Source organism: Nitratireductor arenosus, from assembly GCF_009742725.1.
Taxonomy (GTDB): Bacteria; Pseudomonadota; Alphaproteobacteria; order Rhizobiales; family Rhizobiaceae; genus Mangrovimarina; species Mangrovimarina arenosa.
Window position 1 is genome coordinate 179,470 of record NZ_WPHG01000004.1, and the last position, 25,924, is coordinate 205,393.

The following is a 25,924-nucleotide window of genomic DNA, read 5'->3' on the forward strand; positions in this document are numbered from 1 at the left end:
TTGTCAGAGCTTGCACTCCGCCGCGTAGGCGTCGCTGTGGTTTTCCAGTATCCGATCGCCCGTCTTCAAGACCGGCTTGCCGTCCTCGCCGGCGACGACCTTGAGCGCGTACCAATCCTGCACCGGGTGCTGGTTGGGCCCGAAGGCGAACGTGCCGCGCACGGATTGGAAATCGGCCTTGCGCAAGGCGTCGCGGAACGCGTCGAGATCCTCGATATCGCCGCCAGTGGCCTTGAGCGCCGAGGCAATGACGCGTGCGGCATCGTAGCCCTGGCTGGCATAATAGGTCAGCGGACGGTCATAAGCTTTCTGCCAGGCCGCAACGAAAGCCTTGTTGGCCTCGTTGTCGAAGTCGGAGTTCCAGTGGCTCGACACGTTGACGCCGATCGCGGCCTCGCCGACCGCATTCAGGATGACGCCATCCATCGACGGTTCGGCGACGACCATCGGCACGGCATCGAGAAGGCCCGCCTGCTGGTATTGGCGCATGAAGGTGATGCCCAGCCCGCCGGGATGGAACTGGAACACGACCTCCGGCTTGGCGTCGCGAATCTGGGCCATCTCGGCGGCGAAATCGGTCTGGTCGAGACGGGTATAAACCTCCCCGACGATCTCGCCTTTGAAGAAACGCTTGAAGCCGGAAATCGCGTCCTTGCCGGCCTGGTAATTGGGCGCCAGCACGAAGGCGCTCTTGTAACCGAGATTGGTGGCGTTTTGACCGGCGCTTTCGTGCAGGCTGTCATTCTGCCAGGAGACGACGAAATAATTCTCGTGGCATCCCTTGCCGGCCATGTTGGACGGGGCCGCATTGGGGCTGACATAAATCGCTTCCCCATCGACGATGTCGGGCACGGTGGCGCCGGCGACGTTGGAAAAGACGATGCCGGTAAACAGTTTCACGCCTTCGTTGTTGAGGAAGCGGTCGGCGATCTGGCGGCCGTTACCGGGCTTCAGCCCGTCATCCTCCACCATCAGCGTGACCGGCACGCCGCCGAGCTTGTCGCCCTCGGCGTCGATGGCGAGCTGGAAGCCGTCGCGAATATCCTGGCCGAGATAGCCAGCCGGACCGGACAGCGTCGTGATCATGCCGATCTTGACGGGCTCCTGCGCCCAACCCGTCACGGCCATCGCCGCGGACGCCGCCGCGGTCAGCAATACGGTTTTCATTCTCATGCTGAACTCTCCCATTGATGCCATTGTTATTGCGTTTCTATCCGGCAGCGCTCATCGTCTCCCGCCGCCCGTTTTCGGCAGAAACCGTCGCCCGGATCAGAGCTTGACCCAGCCCTCCGGCGGCACTTTGCCGGGATGGACGGTGCCGCAGTTCGGGCAGGTGCGCGCCTTCTCGTCGGCGTAGAAGGCCTGATAGATCGGCGGCAGGTCGCGCACGATGCTCTTCAGGGACACTTCGACGCGCTTGACCAGCGCCTGGCAGTCGAAGCAGTACCATTCGAAGGCGTCGATCTGGTCGGGCTGGCGCTTCGGCTCGACGACCAGGCCGATCGAGCCCTCCTGCGGCCGCTGCGGCGAATGGCGCACATGCGGCGGCAGAAGAAAGATATCGCCCTCGCGGATCGGCACGTCGTAGAAATTGCCGTTGTCGACCAGTTTCAGGACCATGTCGCCCTTGAGCTGGTAGAAGAACTCCTCGACCGGGTCGTCATGATAGTCGGTGCGCTTGTTGGGACCGCCGACCACCGTCACCATCATATCCGCATCCTCCCATATCTGCTGGTTGCCGACCGGCGGCTTCAGCAGATGCTGGTGTTCGTCTATCCACTTGGAAAAACTGAACGCCGAAAGCCGTCTCTCCGTCATGTTATCCTCCTTCGTCTGATCTTCTGGTCGCCGGCACCAAACCGAAACTTCAGGGATCGCCTTCTGTGACCATGCCCAAAGCCCGGCTGTCGGAAGCCGTTAGAGTTTTAGTCCGCACGCCTCGAAGGCTGCGCGCGTAGTCGCCTTTTCCTCCTCGGTGAGTTCAAGCAATGGCGGGCGCACGGCGCCACCAGCCTGACCGAGCAGTTCCTGCCAGTATTTTTGATGGGAATGCGGTTTTTCGGCCGGCCGGGTGTCACGCAGCGCCTTGCGTACCGGATCGAGGCTGTCGCGCACGGCGCGCGCCTTGTCGGCCTCGCCGGCGAAGGCAAGATCGGTGTATTCGCGCATGCGCCGGTCGGTCTTGGTCTGGATCAGATAGGGCGGCGACGAACACAGATAGAGCCGCCAGCCGAGCTCCAGCACGTTGTCCAGCCATTCCTCCTCCGAGGCGGTGGAAACCTGGATACGGTCGCCGGCGAGACGCGACAGTTCGGCATACATCGGACGCGGCACCGAATATTTGATCGCCACAACGGTCTCGATATCGGCAAGCCGGTTGCAAAGCTGCGGGCTCATCAGATAGCCGCTGTCGGGATGGCTCCACAGCGCGATGCCGATATCGACCTTGTCGGCAATGGCGCGGTAATAGTTGAGGAGGGTTTCGTCCTGCTGCTTGAAGAAATGCAGGATCGGCGCATGGACGACGATATAGTCCGCGCCAGCCTTCTGGGCGTGGCGGGCAAGGTCGATGACAACATCCATGTTCTGGTCCGAACACGACATGATGGTCTGAGCCCGCCCGGCGCAGGCCTCGACCGCAAGGTCGAAGCAGCGCTTGCGCTCGTCGAGCGTCATGGAAAAGAATTCGCCCTGCTTGCCGGCGATGAAAAAGCCGTCAATGCCGAGATCCTCGATCCAGTGGTCGATGTTGTTGCGAAACGCCTCCTCATCCAATGCGAGCGAGGGTGTGAACGGCATCAGCGCGGCGGCCCAGATGCCTTTCATATGCGTCTTGGCGTAGGCTTTGGCGTCTTTTCTGGAATATCTCATTTTTGTCCCGATCGCTCGCGGTGCGCCTCGGCCTCGTGCAGGGCGCTCCACAGTTTTTCACTCGTGAACGGCATTTGCGGCATCGCCGCGCCGCACGCTGCAAGCGCGTCGCCGACCGCGTTGGCGATCGCAGCGGGAATGCCGATGCAGCCGGCTTCCCCGACGCCCTTGGCGCCCAGCGCATTGACCGGCGACGGCGTTTCCAGCTTGTCGATATCGACAACCGGCACATCGGCGGCCCGCGGCACTGCGTAATCCATCAAAGAGCCGGTCACCAACTGACCGTCCTGGTCGTAGACGATGCGCTCCATCAGCGCCTCGCCGACCCCCTGGGCCATGCCGCCGACGAGTTGACCGCGCACCAGCAACGGGTTGACGACGATGCCGGCATCGTCGACCCAGGCCAATTTCTCGAAGTCGAGCTTTCCCGTCTGCCGGTCGATGACGACCATGGCCAGGCAGCAGCCGCTGCTCCAGGCCTCGTTGTCGGCGTGATAGATCACCTGGCTCGCCAGCACCGGCTCGTCCGGGTCGCCGGCATCGCCGCCGACATGGCGCGCGAATTCTCGCCAGGTGACCGAGCCGCGTTGGGCGGCCGACAGGCCCCGGGAGGAAAACGCGACGTCGGCGGCGGCGCAGTTCAGCCGCTCCCCGCCCGCCTCGACGAACTGTTCGCGCAGACCCTGGCAGGCGCGCAGCACGGCGCTGCCGCCGATCGCGGTGCTGCGGCTGGCGAGAGCGCCAATACCGCCGGGCAGATCGGCGGTGTCGCCGTGACGGACGTCGACCTGGGCCGGGTCGATATCGAGCGCATCGGCCACTATCTGCGAAAAGGCGGTCTGGCGCCCCTGCCCCTGGGCGCTTGCCCCGGTGGCGACCAGGAACGTGCCGTCGCGGCACAGCGACACGCTGGCGCTTTCCCAACCCTGCCCGCACGGTTCGACATAAAGCGCGACGCCCAGGCCGACAACTTCACCGCCGGCACGGCGTGTTTCGCACTCGGCGCGCAACGCCTCATAGTCCGACAAGCGCGTCATGCGCTCGAGCAAGGCCGGGTAATCGCCGGAATCAAGCGCATCGCCGGCCGGCATAGGCCAGGGAAAATCTGCCGGTCCGACCAGATTGCGCCGACGGATTTCGACCGGATCGACCGCAAGGCGCCGCGCCGCCTCGTCGATCAGTCGTTCCATCAGCATCGCAGCCTCCGGCCTCCCGGCGCCGCGATAAATGCCAACCCCGGCATGATTGCCGTCGAAAGCCTTGAGGCTCACTTCGACGGCGCCGACCTTATAGGGTCCGGGCAGAATGCGGCCAGCGTTGCGGACCGGAATGGCCGCGCTGTAGGGCATCCAATGGCCGAGGGGGAACGCAAGCCGGGCCCTCAGGCCGAGCAGTTCGCCGTCGGCCGCGAGCGCCAGCGCGCCTTCGGTGATCGCGCCGCGGCCGTGGCTTGCCGCAATCAGGTCTTCTCCTCGCGTTGCGCACCATTTGACCGGACGAGCCAGCCGGCGCGCGGCCCAGGCGACCATCAAATCCTCGGGATAGATCGAGGATTTGCCGCCGAACGCGCCGCCGACATCGGGCGCGATCACCCGCACCTGCGACATCGACAGCCCAAGAATGCGCGCGATATCCTCACGCGCCCTGTAGGGCGCCTGGGTCGAGAGCCAGGCCGTCAGTGCTCCGTCGTTCCAGTCGGCGAGCGCGGCACGCGGCTCCAACGCCGTCGGCGCTACAAGGGCGTGCTCGACGGTCGCTTCCACAATCAGCGCGGCGCGTGAAAACGCATCGTCGACATCGCCAAGCTCGCGGTCGGCGGCGACCAACTCCTTGCCCTGGCGCGGTGACGCCACGGAACGCGGCTCGACCTCGAACGCAACCAGCGCGGCGGCGTCACGCGCCGCGGCCCGGGATGTGGCGACCACCGCGGCGACAGCCTGCCCGGCCGCCTCGACCACCTCGCCCGCAAGCAGACGAAGCGGTCTCACGGTCATGCCCGGGAGGACGATATTGACGGCGGATTGCCCGAGATCGCCGAGATCGGCGGCAGAAAACACGGCAACGACGCCGTCGGCCGAACGCGCCTCCTCCATATCGAGCGGGCCGAGCCGGCCATGCGGATAGGGACTGCGGGCGAATTCAAGGTGCAGGCAACCGTCGGGCAGGTGATCGTCGACATAGGCGCCATGGCCGGAGACGAGACGACGATCCTCGACGCGCGCCAGGCTCTGACCGAGCCAGCGCGGCCGCGCCTGACTGATATCGCCGACTGCGTTCACGACCTTCTCTCCCCGACGTCCCAATGGCGGCATCGAGGGTTCAGAAGACACCGCCCCAATCTATATGACAATCTTGATTTATTGTATGAATTGATCGCAAATTTCTATATATATCGGATTCATGAAGGTGACTATCAGACAGATCGAAAGTTTTCTGGGCGTGGCCGAGGCCGGCAATTTCTCCCGCGCCTCACGCCGCCTGGGGATCGCGCAGCCGGCGCTTTCGCAGGCGGTCAAGGATCTGGAAGCCGAGCTCGGCGTCAGGTTGTTCGATCGCACCACGCGACGCGTCGAACTGACGGACGCTGGACGGGAGTTCCAGGGCTCGGCCGGCAAGGCGCTGGAAGACCTGCAACTCGCGATGGGTCGAACCCGAGACCTGGCCGAGCAGCGGCGCGGACGAATTCGCGTTGCCGCGCCACCGCTGCTTGCCGCGGTGGTTTTGCCCTACGCGATCGCCGCGTTCCGCGGACGCCATCCCGGTATCACCGTCGAACTGGTGGATGTCGGCACCGAGCAGATCGTCGAGGCCGTCACGTCGGGCCGCGCCGATTGCGGCCTGGGAACCTTTCCTCCGGGCGAGGACGGCATCGAGCGGGTGATCCTGATGCGGGACAATCTGATGCTGTTTTGCGGCTATGATAGCCCGTTCTACGCGGCCACAACCGTACACTGGTCCGATCTCGGCGGTCATCCCTTGATCGCGCTGACCCGCGACAGCGGCATCCGGCTGCTGGTCGAGGTCGGTTTCGAGACCGTGCAATTGCCGATGAAACCCGCGTATGAGGTGACGCACATCACGACGGCGCTGGCGCTCGCGGAGGCCGGACTCGGAATTTCGGTGCTGCCGACCTATGCGCTGGTGGCCGCCCGCCACCACAAAGTCGCGGGCAAGCTTTTGATCGATCCCGGCATTTCGCGCGAAGTGGTGCTGATCCATGCGAGCGGCCGATCGGTGTCGCCGGCCGTTTCGGCCTTCAGCACGGTCCTGCGCCGCTACGCGCAAAAGCTCACGCCGCGCGAGACCAACTGAGCGGTTCTAAAGCCGTTCTTCTTTACTGGAATCGTTTGACTGCCGGGATTTCGCGGTCTGGCCAGGAACGCCTGGCGATGCGGTGCAGGCACCGTGAGCCGCGCGCGACGCCGTAAGACGCGCGAGAGACCAAAGTCGGGCGATTGCGGTTTGACGGGCGATATCAAAACCATGGGCGCTCCCGGCTTGGACGGCTTTTCCGCCCCTGCGGCGTCGAAGCCCTTGCCCGATATTGATATCGCGCCGCGGACTTCTCCTTGCCGGAGCGAAAGATCCATCCCATCAAACCGCTCCCATTTAAAGAGGAACGGCGCTAGCCGCCGGCAATCAGGCCGCGCAGGGTCAGCGACAAGGCGCTGTCGTCGTCGGCAAGGTCGAGCACGACATCGAAATGGTTGCGATCCGGCACCATCATGACGGTGGAGCGGAACCCCGCCGCCCGCCACAGTGCGTCAAAAGCACGCGACTGGCGGCCGAAACCGTCCGGCTCGCCCGAGGCAAACGCAACTACAAGCGGACAGCCGGTGCGCGGTACATGCTCGGCCGGGCTGAGCGCGACCACGTCTTCCGGCGAGAGTTGGATCCATTCCTGCACAAAGGAACCGGCGATCGGCGCCAGGTGGAACAGGCCGCTGATCGGCAAGGCGCCCTTGACGACGTCCTGCGGCAGGGCCAGGTGCTCTTGCCAACCATCCGCGAGCACAGCCCCGGTCAGATGTCCACCGGCCGAGCTTCCGCCGACAAAAATCCGTTGCGGGTCGATGCCGTAATTCGCGCCGCGACGCCACAGGAACGCCACCGCCGCGCGCACCTCGCGCACGATTTCGGCCAGCGAAGCCGCGGGCGCCAGCCGGTAGTCGAGGACAGCGGTGGCAACGCCGTGCCGATCCAGCATCGGGGCCATGAAAGCCGAATCCGCCTTGGACAGCGCCCGCCAATAACCGCCATGGATGAAAAGGAATACGGGCCGCAAACGCTGACCTGGCGCGGCCGCGCCGAAGATATCGAGTGCTTGGCCGCTTTCGGTGTCATAGATCACGTCCAGCGCCGCGCCCGGCATGACGCGCGCGGGTTCCGATAGAGCGCGGTAGCGCCGCATTTCCCGCTCGAAGCGCTCCGGCGAGACCGTCGCGCGGGCATTGTAGTCCTCGTCGAGCGTCGCACGCGGAAGAACACCCTCCGCGCGCAGCCCATCCAGGAGCGAAGCCGCCCGCCCGCTCATGCGACGAAAGCACGAACCGCGTCCGCGACGGCGCGCGGCTGTTCAAGCGTGGGGAAGTGCGTCCTGCCCTCGAGTTTGTTAGGAACGAACCAGGGGTTTTGCGCGGCGAAGTCGCGCTGCGCCTGCAGATAGTCCGCTTCGAAAGGTTGCGAGAAAATATGCGTGATCGGACGGGTTTGCGCCAGCGCGTTCATCCGCAACATCGGATTGCCCCACCTGCGATAGGCTTTCGCGATCTCGCGGCCCGAGCGCGCCCACATCTCGTAGTCGAAGCCCGCCATCTCGTTATTGACGTGATCGACGATATCCTGGTTGTCGGTGTCGCCGATCCAGTGATTGAAGAAGTCCTTGCGACCGTTCTCCCAGTTACGACGGTCCTGGATGTCGTCGATCATGGTGAAGAACGCCTCGTCCGGGCTGACCATGATCCAGTCAATGACAACACTGCGCGGCACGCGGCCGGCGCCCATTTGATCGGTGAACTCGATATTCGCCCAACCGCCGTGCGAAGTCGAAACCGGCACGACCCGCTCCAGGCCGAGCTTGTCGGCGAACGCGACCACATCAGCGGCCTGCTCGTCGATGGTGAAGTCGCCATCATGGCTGCGGTCCTCGCCATGGCCGCGCCAGTCGAAGAGGATCACGCGATGGGTGCGCGCAAGTTCCGGCGCCAGGTGCTTGAACAGACGGTGGTCCTGGCACCAGCCCGAAAGCAGCAGCAGGACATCCCCCTCGCCCGTGTCGTCATAGGTGAACGGGTTTGCGCCGATCTTTATCGTCTTCATGTCTCTCCCCGACTGGCGAACGATTGCGGTTGGCGCCGCGCGCCGCGGCGCGGCTTGTTCAAATGGCTTCGATCGTGCCGGTGGGCACATGCATGGCGGTCTTCAGGCGCTGCATGGCGAGTTCGCGCGAGCGACCGGTGATGGTCAGCACCTGCGAACGCAGCGCGTCGGGCCAGTAATTCATGTCGCCCTGGCGCTCGGACTGCTCCTGTGTGTGCTCGGTGAGCGGACGTTCACGCGCCTCCCACGCCTCCAGCGCAGCGGCAATGTCGGGCGCGTCGGCGACGGCGACCGCCAAGCCGATGCCATTCATCAGCGCACAGCCGCCGCCCTGGCCGAGATAGGGCGGCATGGCATGGGCGCCATCGCCCAGCACGGCCGCGCAGCCCTTGCTCCAGCGTTTGAGCTTCACCACTTCGAACGCGTCCCAGCGTCCGGACTGTCCGAAACGGGCAATAAGATCACTCAGATAGGGAAAGGAGTCCGTCCACAAGGCGCGATCGGCGGGCACGGTCATCGCCGCTTGGTCATCAGCGGCGCAACACAGCGCAATGTAGAGGTCGCTGGCACTGGCCGGCGTGTAAAGAATGCGGCGACTGCCTGAAAAATGCTCGATATATTTGTCCCGGTCGGCCGGCGCCACGTCACCCTCGGCGCGCGGGATCAGCATGCGGATGGCGCCATAGCCGAGATGCCGACGATACATCAGCAGGTCGAGGGAGTCGCGCACGGCCGAGTTGATGCCGTCGGCGCCGACGACCAGATCCGCCGCCCGCGCCGTGCCGTCGGCCAGCAACAACGCCCCCTCGGGCGTGGCTCCCACCGCCTCCGACGACGTGCGGATATCGACGCCGTTGGTGCGGCAGACGTTGATCAGCGAACGGGTCAGCGTTTCGCGCAGAATGGTGATCAGCCTGGCATTGCCGGCACGGTTGATCGGGATCTCCTCCATGACCTTGTTGTCATGGTCGCGGGTTTCGAACAGCGGACCGACATGGGCGCCGGCGGTCGCTTCCTCATAGGCGCCGAGTGCCTTGAGAACTCTCAGACCATTGCTCCAGATGTAGATGCCGGCCCCAAAGGTGCGCAGATCGGGGCCCCGCTCGTGAACCGTCACATCCCAACCGCGCGCCGAAAGCGCCGCGGCGACCGTCAGCCCTCCTATTCCCGCACCGGCGATTTCCGCCCGGCGGCGCCGGTTCTTGCCATTCGACATGTTCAGCCGTCCGCTCCCCTAATCCGCATCACCGACACGGGCACGCATCAATTGCACGCCGCGCGCCCGGCACCTGGTTCGCATATCCTCGCCGAGGATTTTCAGCTTGGCGCTATTCAAACAACTGAATTGTTGAGAAGCCGATATGAAGTGTGTGAATATCATAGCCAAAATCAAGGCTCATCGCGCACCATGAAGCTTCTCGCCAGCCGTCTTACGATCCGCCATCTTCGCATGGTCGTGGCCATCCTTGAGGAAGGCAATCTGGTGGGCGCGGCCAAGCGGCTCAACATGACGCAGTCGGCCGTGACCAAGGCGTTGCAGGAGATCGAGGCGCTGACACGCTCGAAACTGTTCGACCGCACCAATCGCGGGGTGGTCCCGACCATATTCGGTGAGACGCTCGCCGAGCACGCGCGCTTCATCATCACGCAACTTGGCCATGCCGAGGAGCACCTGGCCGACTTGCGCGACGGCACCGGCGGGCGCATCGCCATCGGCACGCTGTTGTCTGCCTCGGCCGAATTACTGCCGGGCGCGATCGCCAGGCTGCGGCGCGAGCGGCCCCGCATCGTGGTGCGCATCGTGGATGGAACCGGCGACGTGCTGGTGCCGGCGCTGCGTAGCGGCGAACTCGATCTCGTGGTCGGGCGCCTGTCCGAGCACCGCGAACGCCAGGACGTGATCCAAGAGACGCTGATGGACGACATGGCTTGCGTGGTCGCGCGCAGCGGCCATCCGCTCGCCGAACGCGAAAGCCTCGCCCTCGCCGACCTGATCGGATGGGACTGGATCCTGCCGCCTCAGGAAACCAGCCTGCGGCGCCAGATCGACATCGCCTTTCGTCTGGAAGGATTGGAACCGCCGGCGCACGCCGTCGAATCCGTGTCGCTGCTGACCAATCGCGGATTGCTGGTCAACGCCGACTATCTCGGCGTTCTTCCCATCCAGGCCGCGCGGCGCGAAGCGGCCTCCGGCGTCATGAGCGTCCTGCCGGTGTCGCTCGGCGCGACCAGGCGCTCGATCGGCATCACCACACGGGCCAATGCGCGTCTTTCCCCGGCCGCCAAGGAGCTGATCGAAATGCTGCGCGAGGTGGCCGCGGAACTGACGGCCGCCGGATCGCATCTGGATTGACGGATCGGCAACTCAACATGATTTTCTATTCCTCCAAGTTATAGCCAGCTGAGCAATTTTCCCTTTACCGCCGACCCGTTTGCGCCAAGCCTCCTCGACGAAACCGCCATTCTGGAGACGCAGATCAACTGCAACGTGGCGGCAGGCCTTATTTTCACGTGGGGAGCAATCGAATGAATTTCAAAGCCCTTGCCGTCGCGACGGCATTCACCCTCGGCACGCTGGGCAGCGCCCAGGCCGACGATCCGCTCAGGATCGGCATGATCACCACGTTGTCAGGGCCGGCGGGTTATCTCGGCCAGGACATTCGCGACGGTTTCGAGTTGGCGGTCGAGATGAATGACGGCAAGCTGGGCGGCGTGGCCGTGGAACTCGTCGTCGAAGACGACGGCCTCAAGCCCGGCAATGCGCGCCAGATCGCCGAAAAACTGCTCGCCGACGAGGTCAAGCTGTTCACAGGCATCGTTTTCGCCAATGTGGCTTTCGCCACGGTCCCGGAGATTCTGGACAATGACGCCGTCTACGTCAGTCCGAATACCGCGTCCTCCACCTTCGCCGGCAAGGAATGCCACCCCAATTATTTCGTGAGTTCATGGCAGGACGACAGCCAGGGCGAGAGCGCCGGCGCCCTGGCGCAATCGCTCGGTTATGAGAAAGCGTTTCTGATCGCGCCGAACTACCAGGCCGGCAAGGAGACGATGATCGCCTTCAAGCGGTTCTACAAGGGCGAGATCGCCGGCGAGATCTATACCGGGCTCGACCAGACGGATTTCGCCGCCGAAATGGCGCAGATCCGCGCCGCCAAGCCGGACGTGGTGTATGAATTCGAACCCGGCGGGCTTGGCATCGCCTTCATGCGCCAGTATCAGCAGGCCGGCCTGCTCGAAGAGATCCCGATGGTCGTCCATCCTGCATCGCTCGACCATGTGATCGTCGGTGCCGTCGGCGAAGCCGCGGAGGGACTGCAGGTAACCAGCCATTGGAACGACGATTTCGACAATCCGGTCAACAAGGCATTCATGGCCGCCTGGACGGAAAAATACGGCGACCGGCCCGCGACCTACTACGCCGCGCAGGGTTATGACGCAGCCCTTTTGATCGCGGCCGGGCTTGAAGGCAGCGCGTCGGGCGTCGAGGATGTGGCCGCGTTCCGCAAGGCCCTGCTCGCCGCCGACATCCCCTCGGTGCGCGGGCCCTTCAAGTTCGGCCCCAACCAGCACCCGGTGCAGGATTGGTATGCGCTGAAGGCGGTCAAGACGGAAGACGGCAAGATGGCGCTGAAGACGGACAGCAAGGTGCTGACCGGACATGGTGACAGCTATGCCGGTGAATGCGAGATGCCGGCCGCCGAATAGACGCCGGGGCGCATGTGCGTGCAAAAAGCAGGAAGGCCGGAGCGGAAACGCCCCGGCCTTCTTTCGTGAGCAGGCTCAAGAGACAGATCACGATGGACGACCAAACCGGCAGCCATTTCGAAAAGCGTCCCACCCCGATGCCGGCTACGGCCTGAATAAACGGGTCTTTTATGCTTTCCGGCCGCAAAGCCTTCCCTTGTCAGGTGGACGCAACTCCAACGCGCGCGAGAAGTGCATCGCGCGACCAGCCGACCAGCCCCATCTCCGCCGCGCCCCTGGTTGCGATCTGTCCACTTCCCCGCGCGATCGCGCAGAGCGCGATCAGGGCGTCGGCCACCGGCGTCGGTACGCCTGCGATCCGCGCGATCGCAGTGAAGGGAACGAGCCCGTGCCCGAAATCCTCGACATAATAGCGGTGATCGAGACTGTCGGGCGCCTTGATCAGCCGATTGGCGGCCCCCGAGGCGATCGCGCCATAATCTTCAGGGTCTGCATCGGCGGGAACCGTGCCGAGCGCGCGCATCTCGCCAATGACGGTGGGAAGCGTATGCCCGAAGGCGGCCGCAACCGCGATCCGCTCGGCATCGAGCGCGCGCATGACATGCATGACACCCGACGTCATGCCCTGGACGTAGAAGGTGAAGTCGCCGCCGGTGGCCTCGGACCAAGACGCACCGAGCATGGCGCCGGGTGGATGGACGATCATGTTGACGTTGCTCAGCCCGGTGGCGATCACGTCGCCGCTATCATAGGCGCCGGGAAAGAGCGCGCAGGCCAGTTCAAGCGCGGCGCGACCCGACGGCAGCGACGCCGCGCGCAGCGCCTTTGCCCGCCCGGTGACATTGACGACATCGGGTCGCGGCTTGCGCGCGACATAAGCGAGCGTGGAGAATTCGGCCACCGGGGGGAGTTCGTCACGGACGGCGCGGTAGGCGGTCTCGAACTCGAACACGCCGCCGGTATGGCCGGGATTGAGAATTATCGGGCGGGCGGCGCCCCATCCCGCTTCCGCCAGCGCACGGGCAACCGCGCCGTGCGCGTAAACGGGCAAAGCCACGACCGCGGCCTCGACATCCGCGATCGCCGCGGCAAGGTCGCTGCCAAGGCCGAACGGACGAAGCCGGCCCTCGCCAAGCACGCCCGTAAAGCCGATACCATCCCGCGAAAACGGCTCCAGCGTCGAAGCCGACCTAGCGTAGAGGCGGACCTCATGCCCCGCCAGGCTCAGTTCGACGGCGGCGGCCGCACCGCCGTTTCCCGCGCCGATCACCAAAATACGCATTCTCATCTCCCGCTTGGCAGCACTCAGCCACCCAGGCGCTCACGCAGGCGTGACAGGCCAGCCGCCGCCTCTTCGACATCGTCGACCGCAAAACCATCGGCAATCTCGGCGCTATGGGGCCGGATCATCTCGCTGGCCTTTTGCGAATAGATCACGCGGCCGCCGCGGATGCTGACGCCGTCCTTGTCCTCGAATTGCAGGTTCCAGGCGACCGCCTCGTCGCGGCTGATCCCGGCGGGAAGGTCGAGCCGGACACCGTCGGCGTCGACGGCGACCGGGTAACCGCCCGGCAGCCCGGCCGGGCCCGGCACGTGCGCGCGGCGCGCGCCCTCGCCGGCCAAGGCAAGCAGTACCGGCACGGCGCTGGCCGCCGAAATCAGGTTGAGGTCGCGATAGGGAAGCTGGATGTCGCGCGTCATCGCTTCGACATCCCCGATTTCGGTATCGCCAATCCAGGCGCGAACCGGTGCGCCGTCGCGCTGACCAGGCGGCTTGCGCCACTCGACAATGTGGCGGTGATGGCCAAGGACCCTGAGCACGGCCCGCTCGGCGAGCGACAGGCGCCCGCCGATCATGGCCGAAAAGATACCGACATTGCCCACACCGGTGGTCATCGGCATCCCGGCTGCGGCGAGCACCTGGTTAACACCGTCGGGATAGCAGGTGTTGACGAAATGCGCCTTCAGGCCGGCTTGTTTGAGCGCGCCGGCAGTGCGCCAGGCCAACAGAGCGTGAAAGGCGATGGTCATGCCGAAACCGGCTCGGGCAACCAGATCGGACCATTCGCTTTCGCCGTTATCGACGCTCCACGGCGATTGCGCCGAGGCCGACTGGACGACCACTTTCGGATTGAGTGCGCTCAGCGGCTCGATCAACGTGTCGCGCGCGGTCGCATCGAGCTGCACGCTATCGAAGGAAACGGATGTGCCGTAGATCGTCGCCCGTGCCCGGCAGGCATCGACCAGCCATTTCATGCGGGCGGGATTGCGCCCACCGATCATCACACGGAGATCGGTCGCGGCCGTCGCAGCGATGTCGGCCAGCATGATTTCGGTGAAATAGCCGGTCCCGCAAAACAGGATGTCGCAGCGCTGATGCCGCTCCATGATCGCCTCCTCCAGATTAACCGATACGGATCAGCGTGTCGGTGTTGGTGTAATCGGACAAAAGGGTCGCGCCATCGGCAGTCACGTGCAGCACGTCCTTGTTCTGGACGCCGAAGCCGTAACCGGTGCGATAGCACAACGGCTCGAAGCCGAGCACCATATCTTCCTCGATCGGCGCATCGCCGCCCGGCTCGCCCAGAATCGGCGTCTCGCCGATATAAGGGTCCTCGTGCAGATGCAGACCGATGCCATGGCCAACGAAGGAGATCGGCGGCAGGTTCATGGTCTCCAGCCGCGCGATGAAGTCCCGATAAACCTCGAGGCAGCTCGCGCCCGGCCTGATCCGGTCGAGGATCGCATATTTGCACTCGACCATCAGCCGCCAAATCTCCTCTGCCATCGGCGGGGCTTCCTGCACAAAGGCGGTCCGGCACACGCCGGCCTGATAACCGCCGATGACCGAAAATATCTCGACCCGGCAAACGTCGCCGCGCTGAAGCTTGCGGGCGGTGGGGCCGACATTCGGGAGCTGGCTGCGTTCGCCGGTCGCCACGATCAACAGCTTGAAATTCTCCGCGCCGAGTTCATAGATGCGTCGGGTCAGGACGGCGGCGATGTCGAGCTCGGTGTCGCCGGCGCGCACGGCGGCCAGACTGTCGGAGATCGCCTGGTCGGCGATCCGCGACAGACGCCTGATCAGCGCCACTTCGTCCGGGGTCTTGATCTGACGCAGACGCGACAGATCCTTTTCCACTCCAATCAGGCTGGCGTGCGGCAAAAATCCGGCGAGACGGGCGAAGTCGCCGGCGGCAAGGTAATCGAGTTCGAGCCCGAGACGCGCCCTGGCGAGCCCCATACCCTCAAGAGTGGAGGCCAGCACCTGCATCGGATCATCGCTGAACTCGCGCCAGACGCTGAGCGGGGTGTCGGGCGCCTCGCGCTTAACGGTCGTTTCCTCCATGTCGACACAGAATAGCCCCGGCGCGCCGCCGGCCGGCACGATCGCCATGGCGTGGCGATGGCGCATCAGCGGCTGGGAGGGCGCAACGAAGCCGGCGACATAGCCGAAATTTTCCGGCGAACTGGTGATGACGGCGTCGAGCGAACGGACCTTCATCAGCCCCTGGAGCTTGTCGAGAATAGCCTGGCGCATGGGAAATGACCTCAGGAAGCGACGCGGTAGGTTTCGATCTTGTTCTCGTCGACCTCGACGCCCATTCCGGGACCGGTCGGCACGCGAATGCCGCCATCGGTGAACTCGAGCGGCGCAGCGATGAGGTCGTCGGCGTAGTAAATGCCGCCGATGCGGCCGTTCTGATGCTCTGCCGGCATCGAGACCGGGATGACGTTGGACAACGTGGCAGCAGGCGCGGCGGCGGCGAGATGGATGTTGGCGAGGTTGCCGACGCCGGTTTCGACCGAACCGTTGACGTTGCAGGCGATGCCCGCCGCCTCGCAGACCGCCGAGACCTTCATCGCCTGGTAAAGCCCGCCCGGCTTGGTGGTGTAGATCGAGATGATCTGCGCCGCACGCTGCTCGACGATCTGGAGCGCGTCATGCGCGTTCCAGGCGGATTCATCGGCCATGACCGGCGCGTCGATCGCTGCCGCAACGGTTGCCAGACGCTCGATCCCCATGACCGGCTGCTCGACATAGATGAGCCGGCTCGCCTCCATGCGGCGCACGGTCTGGATAGCCTGGCCGGGCGTCGCGTAACCCTCGTTGGCGTCCACGCACAGCGCGATGTCCGGGCCAACGGCCGCACGGATCGCTTCGACGATCTCGACATCGCGATCGGGATCGACCCCAACCTTGATCTTGATGGTGCGGATACCGTCGGCGACGACCTTCTTCACCTCCGCCACCGCCTCATCGATGCCCAGCAGGCCGATCGAGTGGGTGACGGGCACGACCGGCCGCAACAGGCCGCCCAGCAGCGCGTGAACCGGTACGCCGAGCACGCGGCCGGTCAGGTCGTAATAGGCAAAATCGAGCGCCGCCTTGGCGTAGGGATAGCCTTTGACCTGGGCATCCATGCGCCGATGCAGCTCAGCGGGATTGGCGATCGCCAAGCCGGTGACGGCCGGGGCCAGATAGCGCGAAATCACGGTCTCGACGATAGCGGTGCTCTCGCTGAAATAGCGACCGAACTCGCCACCCCAATCCCTGAGCGCAGGCGCCTCGCCCCAGCCGACGGTGCCGTCGGTGCCGGTCATGCGCACCAACAGATACTGACCGATCGGCTCGGTCAGCCCGGTCCATTTGTGCACGCGTCGGGTCGGCAGGCGCACAAGCACCGTCTCGATTGCCGCGATCTCCACCATCATAAAACTCCAGTCTTCATTCTATGATCTCATAATGTGATCACAACGGTGATGTCAACGCGCTCTGACCAAAAAACCGTTGTCTGTCAGACGTTTTGCGTGCGGGTGAGCCTGCGTCGCAGGGCCGCGATCAGAGGAAAGAAAATGATGATAACCGTCACCGCCAGCATCACCGCGCAGATCGGGCGCGTGAGAAACACGCTCCAGTCGCCGTACACGATCATCGTGCGCCGCAGGTTCTCTTCCAGCACCGGCCCCAAAACGAGACCGAACATGACCGGCGCCGTCGGCACGCCGACCTTCGCCAGCAGGTAGCCGACACCGCCGAAGAAGATCATCAACAGCACGTCGAACAGCGCGTTCTGAACCGCGTAGGACCCGGTCACGCACAGGATCAGGACACCGACATGCAGGATGCGCGGGGGAACGCTCAACAGCCGCGCGAAGACCCGCATCAAGGGCAATGCCAACAGGAAGGTCACCAGCACGGTGAGCGTCAGGGCGACGTAGATCGAGGCGATGAAGTCGGGATGCTCGACGAACAGGTCAGGCCCCGGCCGCAAGCCATGGACCAACAGCGCGCCGATCAGGACGGCGGTCATGGTGTCGCCCGGAATGCCGAGCGTGATCAGCGGAATGAGCGCGCCGCCGACACAGGCATTGTTGCCCGCCTCGGCCGCCACGATGCCGCGCGGATTGCCATCGCCGAACGTCTCGCGCCGACCAAAAAGCTTCTTTTCCTGAGCATAGGAGATCGACACCGCCACCGCCGAGCCGGCGGCGGGAATGATCCCGACCAGAAGGCCGATCGCGGAGGACCGGATCGCAGTGCCGAACTTGGCGGCGATCTGTCCGAACGACGGCCAGAGACCGGCGATACGACTGGCGCTGCGATCGCTGTCGAGCGGCTTTTCCAAGAGCCGCAACACTTCGGCCAGGCCGAAGATACCGACCGCGAACGGGATGATGTTGATGCCGCCCTGCAGACGGTGGATGCCGAAATCGAAGCGCGACAGATTTGTCACCACGTCGAGGCCGACCATGCCGAGCACGAGGCCGAGGATGCCCGACATGATGCCGAGATAGGTCGAGCCCGGCGAGGCATAGGCCAGCATCGACAGGCCGAACACCATGATGACCGCATATTCAGGGCTCTGGAAGGCAAACGCCGCCTCGGCCAGGATCGGCGCGAACAGCATGAGGCCGACAATGCCGAACACGCCCCCGATCGTGGAGGCCACCAGCGCGTAGGTCAGCGCCTGGCCGGCTTCGCCGCGCCGGGCCATAGGATAACCGTCGAGTTGGGTAACCATCGAGCCCGGCGTTCCGGGGATGTTGAGCAGGATAGCCGAGATCGAACCGCCATAAACACTGCCGTAGAAGGCGCCGATCAGGAAGATCATCGCCACATGCGGCGACATGGAGAAGGAAAACGGCAACAACACCGCCAGCGTCATTGTGGAACTGATACCGGGCAGCGCGCCGAGAATGATGCCGAGCAGCGTTGCGCAGACGCCAAGCCCGAGCAGTGAGGGACTGGTGAGAACCTCCAGCGCCAATGTCGAAAATTCTGTCAGCATGGTGCTTTCACGGGAGCGGCACCTGGATGCCGTGACGGAAAATCAGATAGACGCCGACGGCAAGAGCCGCGCCCTCGGCAGGCAACTGAAAGATATGGCGAGCGCGCAGCCCGTCGCCCGAACGCCAATGCAGGACGGCAACCCAGACAACGCCGAAGGCGATGCTCGCGGCCAGGAAACCGAACGGCCGCAGCGCCGCCTGGTAGACCACCAGCGACACCAGCATCAGTGCCGGCATCCACAGCCGCGTGAGCGAAAACTCGCCGTCGGTCGTGCGGAACCCGCCAGAAACGACAGCGCGGCGCAGCACCGCAAGCATATGGCCAACGCCACCGACCAGCAGGACGGTGAGCGCGATCCAAGGCACAAACCCCGGCCCCGGATCGGACCCGCTGCGTCCAAGTTCCAGATATTCGTTGTTGGCGAGGCTCGTCATGCCCACCAGCGCGATCCCGACAAAGGCGATCCCGGCGAGGAGTTCGGCAAGCGTCGGGCGACGATCTTCGTCGCCGCCCGTTGCATCACCCGCGTCGTGCCGGCGCGCCGGATTTCCGGTTGCGCCCGCCCGGCTCATTTCTGGCGGACTTTTACGAGGCCGGCCTCCAGCAGAACCGGATACATGTCCTCATCCATCTTTCGCAGAAACGCGGTGGCATCCGCCGTTCCCAGTGGCGCGAGCGAAAAGCCGGCGGCGGTCGCGCGCTTCTTGAAGTCTTCGTCGCCGAGCGCCGCCATGATCGCGCTTTCCAACTTGCCGACGACCTCGTCCGGCGTTTCAGCGGGAACGACAATGGCCCGGATCGTGCCCGTCACCAGCGGGAAGCCCGCTTCGGTGAATGTGGGAATGTCGGGCGCGAGAAAATGTCGCTCCGCACCCGCCACAGCCAGGATCGTCACCTCGCCGGCCTTGTGCTGCGCGATCAGATCGGTGACCGAGGGAGTGGCGGTCTGGGTCTCGCCGGACATAATGGCCTGCACCACCGGCGCGGAACCCTGATAAGGCACAAGCGTCAGGTCGATACCGAGGGCGATTTCCATGAGCGATGCCGCTACGAAGGCGGTGCCGCCGGGCTGGTCGTTGGCGTTACGCAACTTGCCCGGTTCCGCCTTGCCCTCGGCGACCAGTTCCTCCAGCGTCTTGATGCCGGTATCCTTGCCGGCCGCGATGATTGCGGGATCGACACCAATGAACGCGACGACCTTGTACTGGTCGAGCGTCGGCGAATTGGGATTGCCGTACTGCTCGGCGATGAAGCCGGTGGCGACCATGCTCATCGTGTATCCGTCGGGAGCGCTCTCGGCGACCTCGCGCAGGCCGAGCGATCCCCCGGCGCCGGGCTTGTTTACCACCACCACCGGCTGGCCGAGCGAGCCAGTCGCTCCTTCCGCGATCATACGCATCAAGGTGTCGCTGCCGCCGCCGGCCGGCCACGGCACGACGAGGGTGACCGGCTTGTCCGGAAACGCATCGGCCGCGTTGGCTCCGGTCAGGGCGAGCAGCGTCGCCGACAGGGCAAGCGCGGCAAATCTCTTCAGCTTCATCAGATCGTCTCCCATTTTTCTGGCTACAAGGAATAGCATTTCATGATTGCATTTTGTGATGACACTTTTGGATTTGCAAGAGAGAAAGTTGGCGCCACAGGATGGAATCAGCCGCGACGCCTTATTTGACATCGGCTTGACGTCGTCATTTTTCCCATTAATGATCGCAATTCGTGATCACAAATTGGAGAATGCCGGCGCACCGCCGGCAAGGAGTTTTCATGCGCATATGTGACATCGTTCCGGTCCGCTCGCCAAAGGTCATCGCGGGAATGCGCAAGCAGCGGACACTGTGGGAACGGCCAGGCGTCGAGATCGAGGTTCGCGCGGTCGAACAAGGCCCTTACTCGATGGAATTTGCCACCGAAGAGGTGCTGGCCGGCCCGCACGTTTTGAAGGAAGTCCGCCGCGCAGAGCAGGACGGATTCGACGCGGTCGTGCTCGACTGTATGGTCGACCCGGTTCTGCGGGCGGCCCGCGAGACGGTGTCGATCCCGGTCATGGCGCCGGGGCAATCGGGGCTGGCCGTGGCGAGCGTGCTCGGCAAGCGCATCTCGGTGATCGGGATGCGGAACGGCCGCCAGCATATCGAGGAACATATTCGCGCTTACGGCTATGCCGACGCGGTCGTGTCCATGCATATAGTCGACGTTCCGCCGGCTGAACTGATCGAGACCAAGGCGCACTGCCTGCCGACGATCGAATTCGAGATACGCCGGGCGATCGAGGACCATCGGACCGAGGTGGTGCTGTTCGGCTGCACGGCAATGTCCGGCTACATCGACGACCTCAAGTCCCGCGTCAGCGTGCCTGTCGTCGAACCGATGGCCTGTGCGATCAACATGGCGATTGCCATGGTCACCATGGGGCTGTCGCATTCGAAGCTGTGTTACGAAAGCCTGCCCAAGCGCGGCAGGGCGCCGGGAAGCATCGACATCATCTGAGCCGGCACCGGCACGACGGGGTCGCGGAGCGCGCGGCGGCGGAACCGCCCGCTCCGCGGGCCGATCAGATGGCCGCCTGTACCTGCATCTCGACGCGCAGATCGCGACTGGCGAGGCTAGCCTGCACGCAGGCGCGCACCGGCTGCCGGCCTTCGACAACCCACGCATCGTAAACGGCGTTCATCGCATCGAAATCCGCGATATCGCTCAACCAGATCATCACCTGGATAACGTTCTCCTTCGACGTACCGGCCCGCGCGAGAAGCTGATCGATCTGGCCGAGAACGTCGCGCGTCTGGCCAGCGATATCGGGCGGACCGTTTCGTGACGTGACCCCTTTGAGATAAGCAGTGCCGTTGTGCGTGATCACCGCGCTCATACGCGCGGTGCCGGAAATCCTCTTGAGTTCGGCCATCGTGTCGTTCTCCTTACAGTGAGCTGGGTGGAAGGCGCATGACGGAGGCGCGGTCGAGTTCGGACAGGGATTTCCATCCGCCGATCGTCATGGCGTTGCGCATCTCCTGCTCGAGGATGTCGAGAACCGCTTCGACGCCCCTCGCGCCGGCCACGGCCAAGCCCCACAAATGCGCCCGGCCGATGACGCACGCGTCAGCGCCGAGCGCCACCGCCTTGACGATGTCGGTGCCCCGCGACACGCCGCCGTCGAGCAGTACCGGTACGCGGCCGCCAACCGCCTCGGCTACGGCCGGGAGAGCGTCGATGCTGGCGAGCGTGCCGTCGAGCTGGCGTCCGCCATGGTTGGAAACCTGGACGGCATCGGCCCCGCGCCCGATCGCCTCAAGCGCGTCCTGCGGGTCCAGGATGCCCTTGACGATCACAGGGCCGCTCCAGTGGTCGCGCAACCAGGAAAAATCGTCCCACGTCACGTCGGGATCAAGCACGGAGGAGATGTAGGCGGCCATGTCGACCATGTTGCCGGTCGAGCGGCCGGCGAAATTCTTCATCGCGAAACGCGGCGTACGGGCCATTCTCAGCCACCAGCGATAATGCCAAGCGACATCGACCAGCGTGCCCGGCGTCAGCTTGCGGTCGATGGAAAACCCATTACGGCTGTCGCGGTCGCGCCGGCCGTGCACCGGGGCGTCGGTGGTCACGCATATGGCGCGATAACCGGCCAGACGAGCGCGTTCGAGAAATTCCAGCGTCAGCCCGCGATCGCGATAGAGAAAGAGTTGCAACCATTTGTCACCGTCCGACGCCGCCGCGATTTCCTCCATGGATTGCAGGGAACCGGCCGAAACCTGCATGACGATGCCCTTGGCAGCCGCCGCGCGGGCCGCTTCGACCTCGCCGAACGGCCATAACAGGCCCGACGCGCCGGTCGGGGCGAGCATCAATGGAAATGATAGGGTGCCGCCCAGCAGATCGCGTCGCAACGATACGTCCGAGCTCGAGCGAAAACTGCGACCGCGCAGCCACCAATCGCCGAAACCCGACCTGTTGCGAAAGGCGGTTTGCTCGTCGAGCGCCCCTCCGGCGACGAAATCATAAAGCATGCGCGGAAGGGCGCGTTTCGCGGCCGCCTGATAATCCATGACATTGATCAGACCTTTAGGGGCAGCCATGTCATGTTCTCCTCGTCATATGCTTGCGGCCTCGCCGCGGGATGGTGAACGTGTCACCGAAAACCGCCCTCTCGGTTGACTGGGGGTTTTACCCGGCGAAGCCAAGCTGGTATAATGATCTCAAAGTGTCATCACAATAGCCGAAACGGCCGATGACCAAATTCGATTTCGGGAGACGTGCATGATGCAGATCGCGCCGGCAGAAGCAGACACGAAGGCGGCCAGACCGTCGGGGCGCGGCAAGGTTCAAGACAGGGTTCTGACCAGCCTGCGCTACGGGCTGATGTCAGGTCTCTTCGTGCCCGGCCAGGTCTTCAGCCTTCGAAAACTCGCCGCAAGCCTCGGCACCAGCCCAATGCCGATTCGCGAAAGCCTCAGTCGGCTGGTCGCCGCCAACGCCCTCGAGGAACTTCCGAACCGTTCGGTCCGGGTGCCACGACTGAACGCGACCAGCCTGTCGCAACTGTTCGAGATGCGGACGCTGATCGAGGGCGTGGCGACGCGGGTTGCCAGCGAGAAGGTGACCGACGAATTGCTGGCCCGACTGGAACAGCTCAATCAGTCGATCATAGATGCCCACAGCCATGGCGACATGGCCGAGGTGCTGCGCGCCAATCAGAAATTTCATTTCGCCATCTACGGCCACGCGGATTCCGACATCATGATGCCGTTGATCGAATCGCTTTGGCTGCGCAGCGGCCCGACCATGTATTATTCCCTCAACTCACCCGGCCTCTGGGATGCGAGTTCGCATGTGAAGATCCTCGAGGCCATGGCCGCCAGAGCGCCGGATGACGCCCGGGCGGCAATGGTCGAGGATATCCTGAAGACCGGCGATTATCTCGTCGAGAAGGCCAGCACGCGATCCAATTCCGGTCCGTTCGCCGATCTCGGCGCGCTCGCGGCCGACGACATGACCTGACGCGTCGTTCGCGCCAGGAACACGGCCGGAAAGGTCGGCCGCCAGGTTGTTCTCGTTTCGGACTGGCTCGAACGCCGGTCAACGGTTACTTTTTTGCCTAAATAAAAAGAAACAAAATGAACCCCAATCGATCATTTTTCGAATATTCCAATCTACATTTGAAGTTTTCAATTTAATAACGTTTCACATAAAACAAAATTTCTTTGGAAGAAAAGCTGCCTCCTGGTTGCATATGCGCCGAATATGTCGAGAAATAATTGTATTTTTGCAATCTGGATCAATGAAATTCTGTGCGTGGCCAATACGATCACGCTTGAATCGTTCCGCTGACATTGCGTAACTCCTCGGATGCCCACGTCGCCTGCCGACGTCGGCGCAGTTGGAGGAATCAATGAACGCAATCGTAAAAAAGCCAATGTCGGGCGCCCTCGCGGCTGGCGCGCTATTGGCGGGAACCATGTTCGCATTGCCCGCGCTGGCCTTGGACCAAGCCGTGGTCGCACCCCGCGCGATGGTGGTGGCAGGCCATCCGCTGGCGGTCGAATCCGGCATCAAGGTGCTACGCGCGGGCGGCACAGCCTGCGACGCCTTCGTCGCCACGTCGGCGACGTTGAGCTTGATGCTGACTGACATGATGGGGCCGCTGGGCTCCGGTTATGCGCTCGTCCACACACCGAACGGCGAAAACAAGGGCGTACAGGCGATCGACTATAACGGCCTTGCACCCGCGGCCACCGACCCGGCCAAATATGAAACAATGGAGCATAAGCGTCGTGGCATCCTCGCCCCGACGGTGCCCGGCGCCCTCAAGGGCTGGGAAGAAGTGCATCAAAAATGCGGCAAGCTGCCCTGGGCGGATCTGTGGGCCGACGCCATAGGCTACGCGGAGAACGGCTGGCCCTTCGATCCGGCCACGGCCTTCCACGTCAAACGCCATATCCCCGAACTGGCCCCCTACCCGACCTGGGGCGAGGAATTTCTGGTCGACGGCGAAGCGCCGGCGGCGGGCTACATGCTCAAGCGGCCCAACCTGGCCGCAACCTACCGCAAATTCGCTGAAATGGGATCGGCCGCGCTTTACGACGGGCCGGTCGGCGACCAGCTCGTCGCCTTCATGGAAAAGGAAGGCGGCCTGATCACCAAGCAGGACCTGGCCGACTATAGCACGAAATGGTCGGAGCCGATCACGATCGACTATCGCGGCTACAAGGTCTACGGCAATCAGCCGAGTTCCTCCTCCATCACCTGGATGGAAATCCTCAACACGCTCGAGGGTTACGACCTAGCGGCTATGGAGCGCAATTCGCCCGAATATTTGCGGCTGTTCATCGAAGCGACCAAATACGCCTACCAGCACGCCTATCAGTATAACGGCGACCCGGCCTTCGTGGACGTCCCGGTGGAGCGGCTCTTGTCCGACGAAGCGGCCGAGGAAATCCGCAATGCGATCGGCGAAAGCGGCGTACGCGAGTTCAAGCCGGTCGACCACGCCTCACTGCACCAGCCGGACTGGCCGAACCATTCCACCTCGCACATGGTCATCCGTGACGAGGAAGGCAATGCGATCTCGGCCACCAACACGCTCGGTACGTTCTTCGGCGCCGGCGTTGTGGTGGAAGGAACCGGGCTGGTGCTCAGCAACGGCATGGACTGGTTCGACATCGAGGTGAACATCTGGACCGGCGAAAAGCCGGGCGTACTTGGCATGGAACCGGGTAAGCGCAACCGCTGGACGCTCGCCCCGGGGATGATCTTTGAAGGCGACAGGCTTCATATGCTTGTCGGCGGCGCCGGCGCGGAAGCCACGATGTGGGGCATCGCGCAGCCGATCGTGAACGCGATCGACTTCAAGATGGATCCGCAAAAGGCACTGGACGCGCCGCGCTTCCGTTACGGTGACATCTACCACTATACCGGAGGCACCTCGGTCGGACTCGACAACGGCTTCGCGCCGGAGACCCGCGCCGCGCTGATGGAGATGGGCTACGAGGTAGACGAGCCGGGTACCTTCTCCAATCCGTCGCGCGGTACGACCCAGATGATCGTGATTGATCCGGCGAGCGGGGCGTTGTGGGGCGGCGCCGCCCCCGATGGCCGCGACTTCGTCAGCGGTTACTGACATAATGACCAACGGCCGGGGCGGCGACACCGTCCCGGCCGTCTTCTCATGACCACAAACGAAGGACACCGACCATGATGTTCACCGCGCGCCTGGCTTTCGCCGTCGCCCTCGTGCTGGCGCCCGTTGCTGCACTGGCGCAGGACAAGGCCGCCGTTCTCGTAACCTCCTCCGGCCAGGCGCTCGACGCTTTCACGGTCAAAACCCTGCTTGGCCGGGCGGGCGTGGCCAACGATTATGATCCGCATGCAACCGCGGCCGACCTAGACGGCCGCGCCGCGGTGGTGATTGCCGTCGGCGCCAGCGTGAAGGGTTTCGGCGCGGCCGGCATCACAACCGAGACCGAGATCGAACGCACCACTGCCCTGATCGACACGGCCAAGGCGGCAGGCGTAAAAATCATCGGCGTTCACATCGGCGGCGCGGAACGGCGCCAGGGCTTGTCGGAACAGTTCGTTCAACTCGTCGCTCCGCGCGCCGACAGCCTGGTTGTGTGGAAGACCGGAAATGCGGACGGCTATTTCGACACGGTGGCGGCCGAAAAAAGCATCCCGCTCACACAGATCGACAAGCTGACCGAAGTCGGCCCCGTTCTCGCCGGTGAGGTCGCCGCGCAATAG

General features: G+C 64.0%; 23 protein-coding genes. 7 read left to right on the plus strand and 16 right to left on the minus strand.

Annotation, left to right across the window (positions count from 1 at the left end):
* Positions 1–3: 3 nt before the first annotated feature.
* The 4 genes from GN330_RS17345 to GN330_RS17360 all read right to left on the minus strand — a co-directional run bounded on the left by GN330_RS17345 (position 4) and on the right by GN330_RS17360 (position 5,150).
* On the minus strand, positions 4–1,167 hold the full coding sequence (locus GN330_RS17345; RefSeq protein WP_425487181.1) for an ABC transporter substrate-binding protein: 1,164 nt from the start codon (positions 1,165–1,167) through the stop codon (positions 4–6).
* 102 nt (positions 1,168–1,269) lie between these two features.
* Positions 1,270–1,818 carry a 3-hydroxyanthranilate 3,4-dioxygenase gene (locus GN330_RS17350; RefSeq protein ID WP_156713983.1) on the minus strand — a complete coding sequence of 183 codons (549 nt, stop codon included), beginning with the start codon at positions 1,816–1,818 and terminating at the stop codon, positions 1,270–1,272.
* 99 nt (positions 1,819–1,917) lie between these two features.
* A complete protein-coding gene (locus tag GN330_RS17355) occupies positions 1,918–2,871 on the minus strand; it encodes a dihydrodipicolinate synthase family protein (protein ID WP_156713984.1) in 954 nt (317 codons plus the stop codon).
* Complete coding sequence (locus GN330_RS17360; RefSeq protein WP_343040819.1) at positions 2,868–5,150, minus strand: xanthine dehydrogenase family protein molybdopterin-binding subunit; 2,283 nt, start codon at positions 5,148–5,150, stop codon at positions 2,868–2,870. The genes GN330_RS17355 and GN330_RS17360 overlap by 4 nt, the downstream gene beginning before the upstream one ends.
* 121 nt (positions 5,151–5,271) lie before the next feature.
* On the opposite strand from GN330_RS17360, the gene GN330_RS17365 reads away from it, so the two are divergent.
* Complete coding sequence (locus GN330_RS17365; RefSeq protein ID WP_156713986.1) at positions 5,272–6,183, plus strand: LysR family transcriptional regulator; 912 nt, start codon at positions 5,272–5,274, stop codon at positions 6,181–6,183.
* Positions 6,184–6,496: 313 nt separating this feature from the next.
* Here GN330_RS17365 and GN330_RS17370 read toward each other — a convergent pair whose 3' ends face one another.
* From GN330_RS17370 to GN330_RS17380, 3 genes are read right to left on the minus strand one after another with little or no spacing between them, the layout of a single operon-like run.
* The gene (locus tag GN330_RS17370) at positions 6,497–7,405 is read right to left on the minus strand and encodes an alpha/beta hydrolase (protein ID WP_156713987.1); all 909 of its coding nucleotides are present in this window, start codon (positions 7,403–7,405) and stop codon (positions 6,497–6,499) included.
* Complete coding sequence (locus GN330_RS17375; RefSeq protein ID WP_246188738.1) at positions 7,402–8,280, minus strand: alpha/beta fold hydrolase; 879 nt, start codon at positions 8,278–8,280, stop codon at positions 7,402–7,404. Before GN330_RS17375 ends, GN330_RS17370 begins: the two co-directional genes overlap by 4 nt.
* Positions 8,249–9,406, minus strand: coding sequence for an FAD-dependent oxidoreductase (locus GN330_RS17380; RefSeq protein ID WP_156713988.1), 1,158 nt, complete (start codon positions 9,404–9,406; stop codon positions 8,249–8,251). Before GN330_RS17380 ends, GN330_RS17375 begins: the two co-directional genes overlap by 32 nt.
* Before the next feature lie 192 nt (positions 9,407–9,598).
* Between GN330_RS17380 and GN330_RS17385 the strand changes: the two genes are divergently transcribed.
* Complete coding sequence (locus GN330_RS17385; protein WP_156713989.1) at positions 9,599–10,543, plus strand: LysR family transcriptional regulator; 945 nt, start codon at positions 9,599–9,601, stop codon at positions 10,541–10,543.
* A gap of 173 nt (positions 10,544–10,716) precedes the next feature.
* Positions 10,717–11,898: an ABC transporter substrate-binding protein gene (locus tag GN330_RS17390; RefSeq protein ID WP_156713990.1), complete on the plus strand. Its 1,182-nt coding sequence runs from the start codon at positions 10,717–10,719 to the stop codon at positions 11,896–11,898.
* A gap of 199 nt (positions 11,899–12,097) precedes the next feature.
* On the opposite strand, the gene GN330_RS17395 is transcribed toward GN330_RS17390, so the two are convergent.
* From GN330_RS17395 to GN330_RS17425, 7 genes are all read right to left on the minus strand, one after another.
* Positions 12,098–13,180, minus strand: a complete 1,083-nt coding sequence (locus tag GN330_RS17395) for an NAD/NADP octopine/nopaline dehydrogenase family protein (RefSeq protein WP_156713991.1) — start codon at positions 13,178–13,180, stop codon at positions 12,098–12,100.
* Positions 13,181–13,203: 23 nt separating this feature from the next.
* Positions 13,204–14,286: a hypothetical protein gene (locus tag GN330_RS17400; RefSeq protein WP_156713992.1), complete on the minus strand. Its 1,083-nt coding sequence runs from the start codon at positions 14,284–14,286 to the stop codon at positions 13,204–13,206.
* Between the two features lie 16 nt (positions 14,287–14,302).
* Complete coding sequence (locus tag GN330_RS17405; RefSeq protein ID WP_156713993.1) at positions 14,303–15,439, minus strand: M24 family metallopeptidase; 1,137 nt, start codon at positions 15,437–15,439, stop codon at positions 14,303–14,305.
* Between the two features lie 11 nt (positions 15,440–15,450).
* Positions 15,451–16,611: a mandelate racemase/muconate lactonizing enzyme family protein gene (locus GN330_RS17410; protein ID WP_156713994.1), complete on the minus strand. Its 1,161-nt coding sequence runs from the start codon at positions 16,609–16,611 to the stop codon at positions 15,451–15,453.
* Positions 16,612–16,697: 86 nt separating this feature from the next.
* Positions 16,698–18,191, minus strand: coding sequence for a tripartite tricarboxylate transporter permease (locus GN330_RS17415; RefSeq protein WP_246188739.1), 1,494 nt, complete (start codon positions 18,189–18,191; stop codon positions 16,698–16,700).
* A gap of 7 nt (positions 18,192–18,198) precedes the next feature.
* Complete coding sequence (locus tag GN330_RS17420; protein ID WP_156713995.1) at positions 18,199–18,765, minus strand: tripartite tricarboxylate transporter TctB family protein; 567 nt, start codon at positions 18,763–18,765, stop codon at positions 18,199–18,201.
* Complete coding sequence (locus GN330_RS17425) at positions 18,762–19,733, minus strand: Bug family tripartite tricarboxylate transporter substrate binding protein (protein ID WP_197435216.1); 972 nt, start codon at positions 19,731–19,733, stop codon at positions 18,762–18,764. The genes GN330_RS17420 and GN330_RS17425 overlap by 4 nt, the downstream gene beginning before the upstream one ends.
* 272 nt (positions 19,734–20,005) lie before the next feature.
* On the opposite strand from GN330_RS17425, the gene GN330_RS17430 reads away from it, so the two are divergent.
* Positions 20,006–20,677, plus strand: coding sequence for an aspartate/glutamate racemase family protein (locus GN330_RS17430; RefSeq protein ID WP_156713997.1), 672 nt, complete (start codon positions 20,006–20,008; stop codon positions 20,675–20,677).
* Between the two features lie 64 nt (positions 20,678–20,741).
* Here GN330_RS17430 and GN330_RS17435 read toward each other — a convergent pair whose 3' ends face one another.
* Entirely contained in the window at positions 20,742–21,092 is a 351-nt protein-coding gene (locus tag GN330_RS17435; RefSeq protein WP_156713998.1) for a RidA family protein, read from the minus strand.
* A gap of 13 nt (positions 21,093–21,105) precedes the next feature.
* The gene (locus GN330_RS17440) at positions 21,106–22,263 is read right to left on the minus strand and encodes an alpha-hydroxy acid oxidase (protein ID WP_156713999.1); all 1,158 of its coding nucleotides are present in this window, start codon (positions 22,261–22,263) and stop codon (positions 21,106–21,108) included.
* A gap of 181 nt (positions 22,264–22,444) precedes the next feature.
* On the opposite strand from GN330_RS17440, the gene GN330_RS17445 reads away from it, so the two are divergent.
* From GN330_RS17445 to GN330_RS17455, 3 genes are all read left to right on the plus strand, one after another.
* Entirely contained in the window at positions 22,445–23,185 is a 741-nt protein-coding gene (locus GN330_RS17445; RefSeq protein WP_156714000.1) for a GntR family transcriptional regulator, read from the plus strand.
* A 391-nt stretch (positions 23,186–23,576) separates the two neighbouring features.
* Entirely contained in the window at positions 23,577–25,304 is a 1,728-nt protein-coding gene (locus GN330_RS17450) for a gamma-glutamyltransferase family protein (RefSeq protein WP_156714001.1), read from the plus strand.
* A gap of 74 nt (positions 25,305–25,378) precedes the next feature.
* On the plus strand, positions 25,379–25,924 hold the full coding sequence (locus GN330_RS17455) for a DUF6305 family protein (RefSeq protein WP_156714002.1): 546 nt from the start codon (positions 25,379–25,381) through the stop codon (positions 25,922–25,924).

Excerpts from the sequence above, each read along its gene's own strand:
- GN330_RS17365 (WP_156713986.1), top strand. The coding sequence starts at position 5,272 with ATGAAGGTGACTATCAGACAGATCGAAAGTTTTCTGGGCGTGGCCGAG.
- GN330_RS17425 (WP_197435216.1), bottom strand. The coding sequence starts at position 19,733 with ATGAAGCTGAAGAGATTTGCCGCGCTTGCCCTGTCGGCGACGCTGCTC.
- GN330_RS17350 (WP_156713983.1), bottom strand. The coding sequence starts at position 1,818 with ATGACGGAGAGACGGCTTTCGGCGTTCAGTTTTTCCAAGTGGATAGAC.
- GN330_RS17445 (WP_156714000.1), top strand. The coding sequence starts at position 22,445 with ATGATGCAGATCGCGCCGGCAGAAGCAGACACGAAGGCGGCCAGACCG.
- GN330_RS17435 (WP_156713998.1), bottom strand. The coding sequence starts at position 21,092 with ATGGCCGAACTCAAGAGGATTTCCGGCACCGCGCGTATGAGCGCGGTG.
- GN330_RS17400 (WP_156713992.1), bottom strand. The coding sequence starts at position 14,286 with ATGGAGCGGCATCAGCGCTGCGACATCCTGTTTTGCGGGACCGGCTAT.
- GN330_RS17380 (WP_156713988.1), bottom strand. The coding sequence starts at position 9,406 with ATGTCGAATGGCAAGAACCGGCGCCGCCGGGCGGAAATCGCCGGTGCG.
- GN330_RS17455 (WP_156714002.1), top strand. The coding sequence starts at position 25,379 with ATGATGTTCACCGCGCGCCTGGCTTTCGCCGTCGCCCTCGTGCTGGCG.
- GN330_RS17355 (WP_156713984.1), bottom strand. The coding sequence starts at position 2,871 with ATGAGATATTCCAGAAAAGACGCCAAAGCCTACGCCAAGACGCATATG.
- GN330_RS17370 (WP_156713987.1), bottom strand. The coding sequence starts at position 7,405 with ATGAGCGGGCGGGCGGCTTCGCTCCTGGATGGGCTGCGCGCGGAGGGT.
- GN330_RS17430 (WP_156713997.1), top strand. The coding sequence starts at position 20,006 with ATGCGCAAGCAGCGGACACTGTGGGAACGGCCAGGCGTCGAGATCGAG.
- GN330_RS17395 (WP_156713991.1), bottom strand. The coding sequence starts at position 13,180 with ATGCGTATTTTGGTGATCGGCGCGGGAAACGGCGGTGCGGCCGCCGCC.
- GN330_RS17405 (WP_156713993.1), bottom strand. The coding sequence starts at position 15,439 with ATGCGCCAGGCTATTCTCGACAAGCTCCAGGGGCTGATGAAGGTCCGT.
- GN330_RS17420 (WP_156713995.1), bottom strand. The coding sequence starts at position 18,765 with ATGAGCCGGGCGGGCGCAACCGGAAATCCGGCGCGCCGGCACGACGCG.
- GN330_RS17375 (WP_246188738.1), bottom strand. The coding sequence starts at position 8,280 with ATGTGCCCACCGGCACGATCGAAGCCATTTGAACAAGCCGCGCCGCGG.
- GN330_RS17345 (WP_425487181.1), bottom strand. The coding sequence starts at position 1,167 with ATGAAAACCGTATTGCTGACCGCGGCGGCGTCCGCGGCGATGGCCGTG.
- GN330_RS17450 (WP_156714001.1), top strand. The coding sequence starts at position 23,577 with ATGAACGCAATCGTAAAAAAGCCAATGTCGGGCGCCCTCGCGGCTGGC.
- GN330_RS17385 (WP_156713989.1), top strand. The coding sequence starts at position 9,599 with ATGAAGCTTCTCGCCAGCCGTCTTACGATCCGCCATCTTCGCATGGTC.
- GN330_RS17410 (WP_156713994.1), bottom strand. The coding sequence starts at position 16,611 with ATGGTGGAGATCGCGGCAATCGAGACGGTGCTTGTGCGCCTGCCGACC.
- GN330_RS17440 (WP_156713999.1), bottom strand. The coding sequence starts at position 22,263 with ATGGCTGCCCCTAAAGGTCTGATCAATGTCATGGATTATCAGGCGGCC.
- GN330_RS17390 (WP_156713990.1), top strand. The coding sequence starts at position 10,717 with ATGAATTTCAAAGCCCTTGCCGTCGCGACGGCATTCACCCTCGGCACG.
- GN330_RS17415 (WP_246188739.1), bottom strand. The coding sequence starts at position 18,191 with ATGCTGACAGAATTTTCGACATTGGCGCTGGAGGTTCTCACCAGTCCC.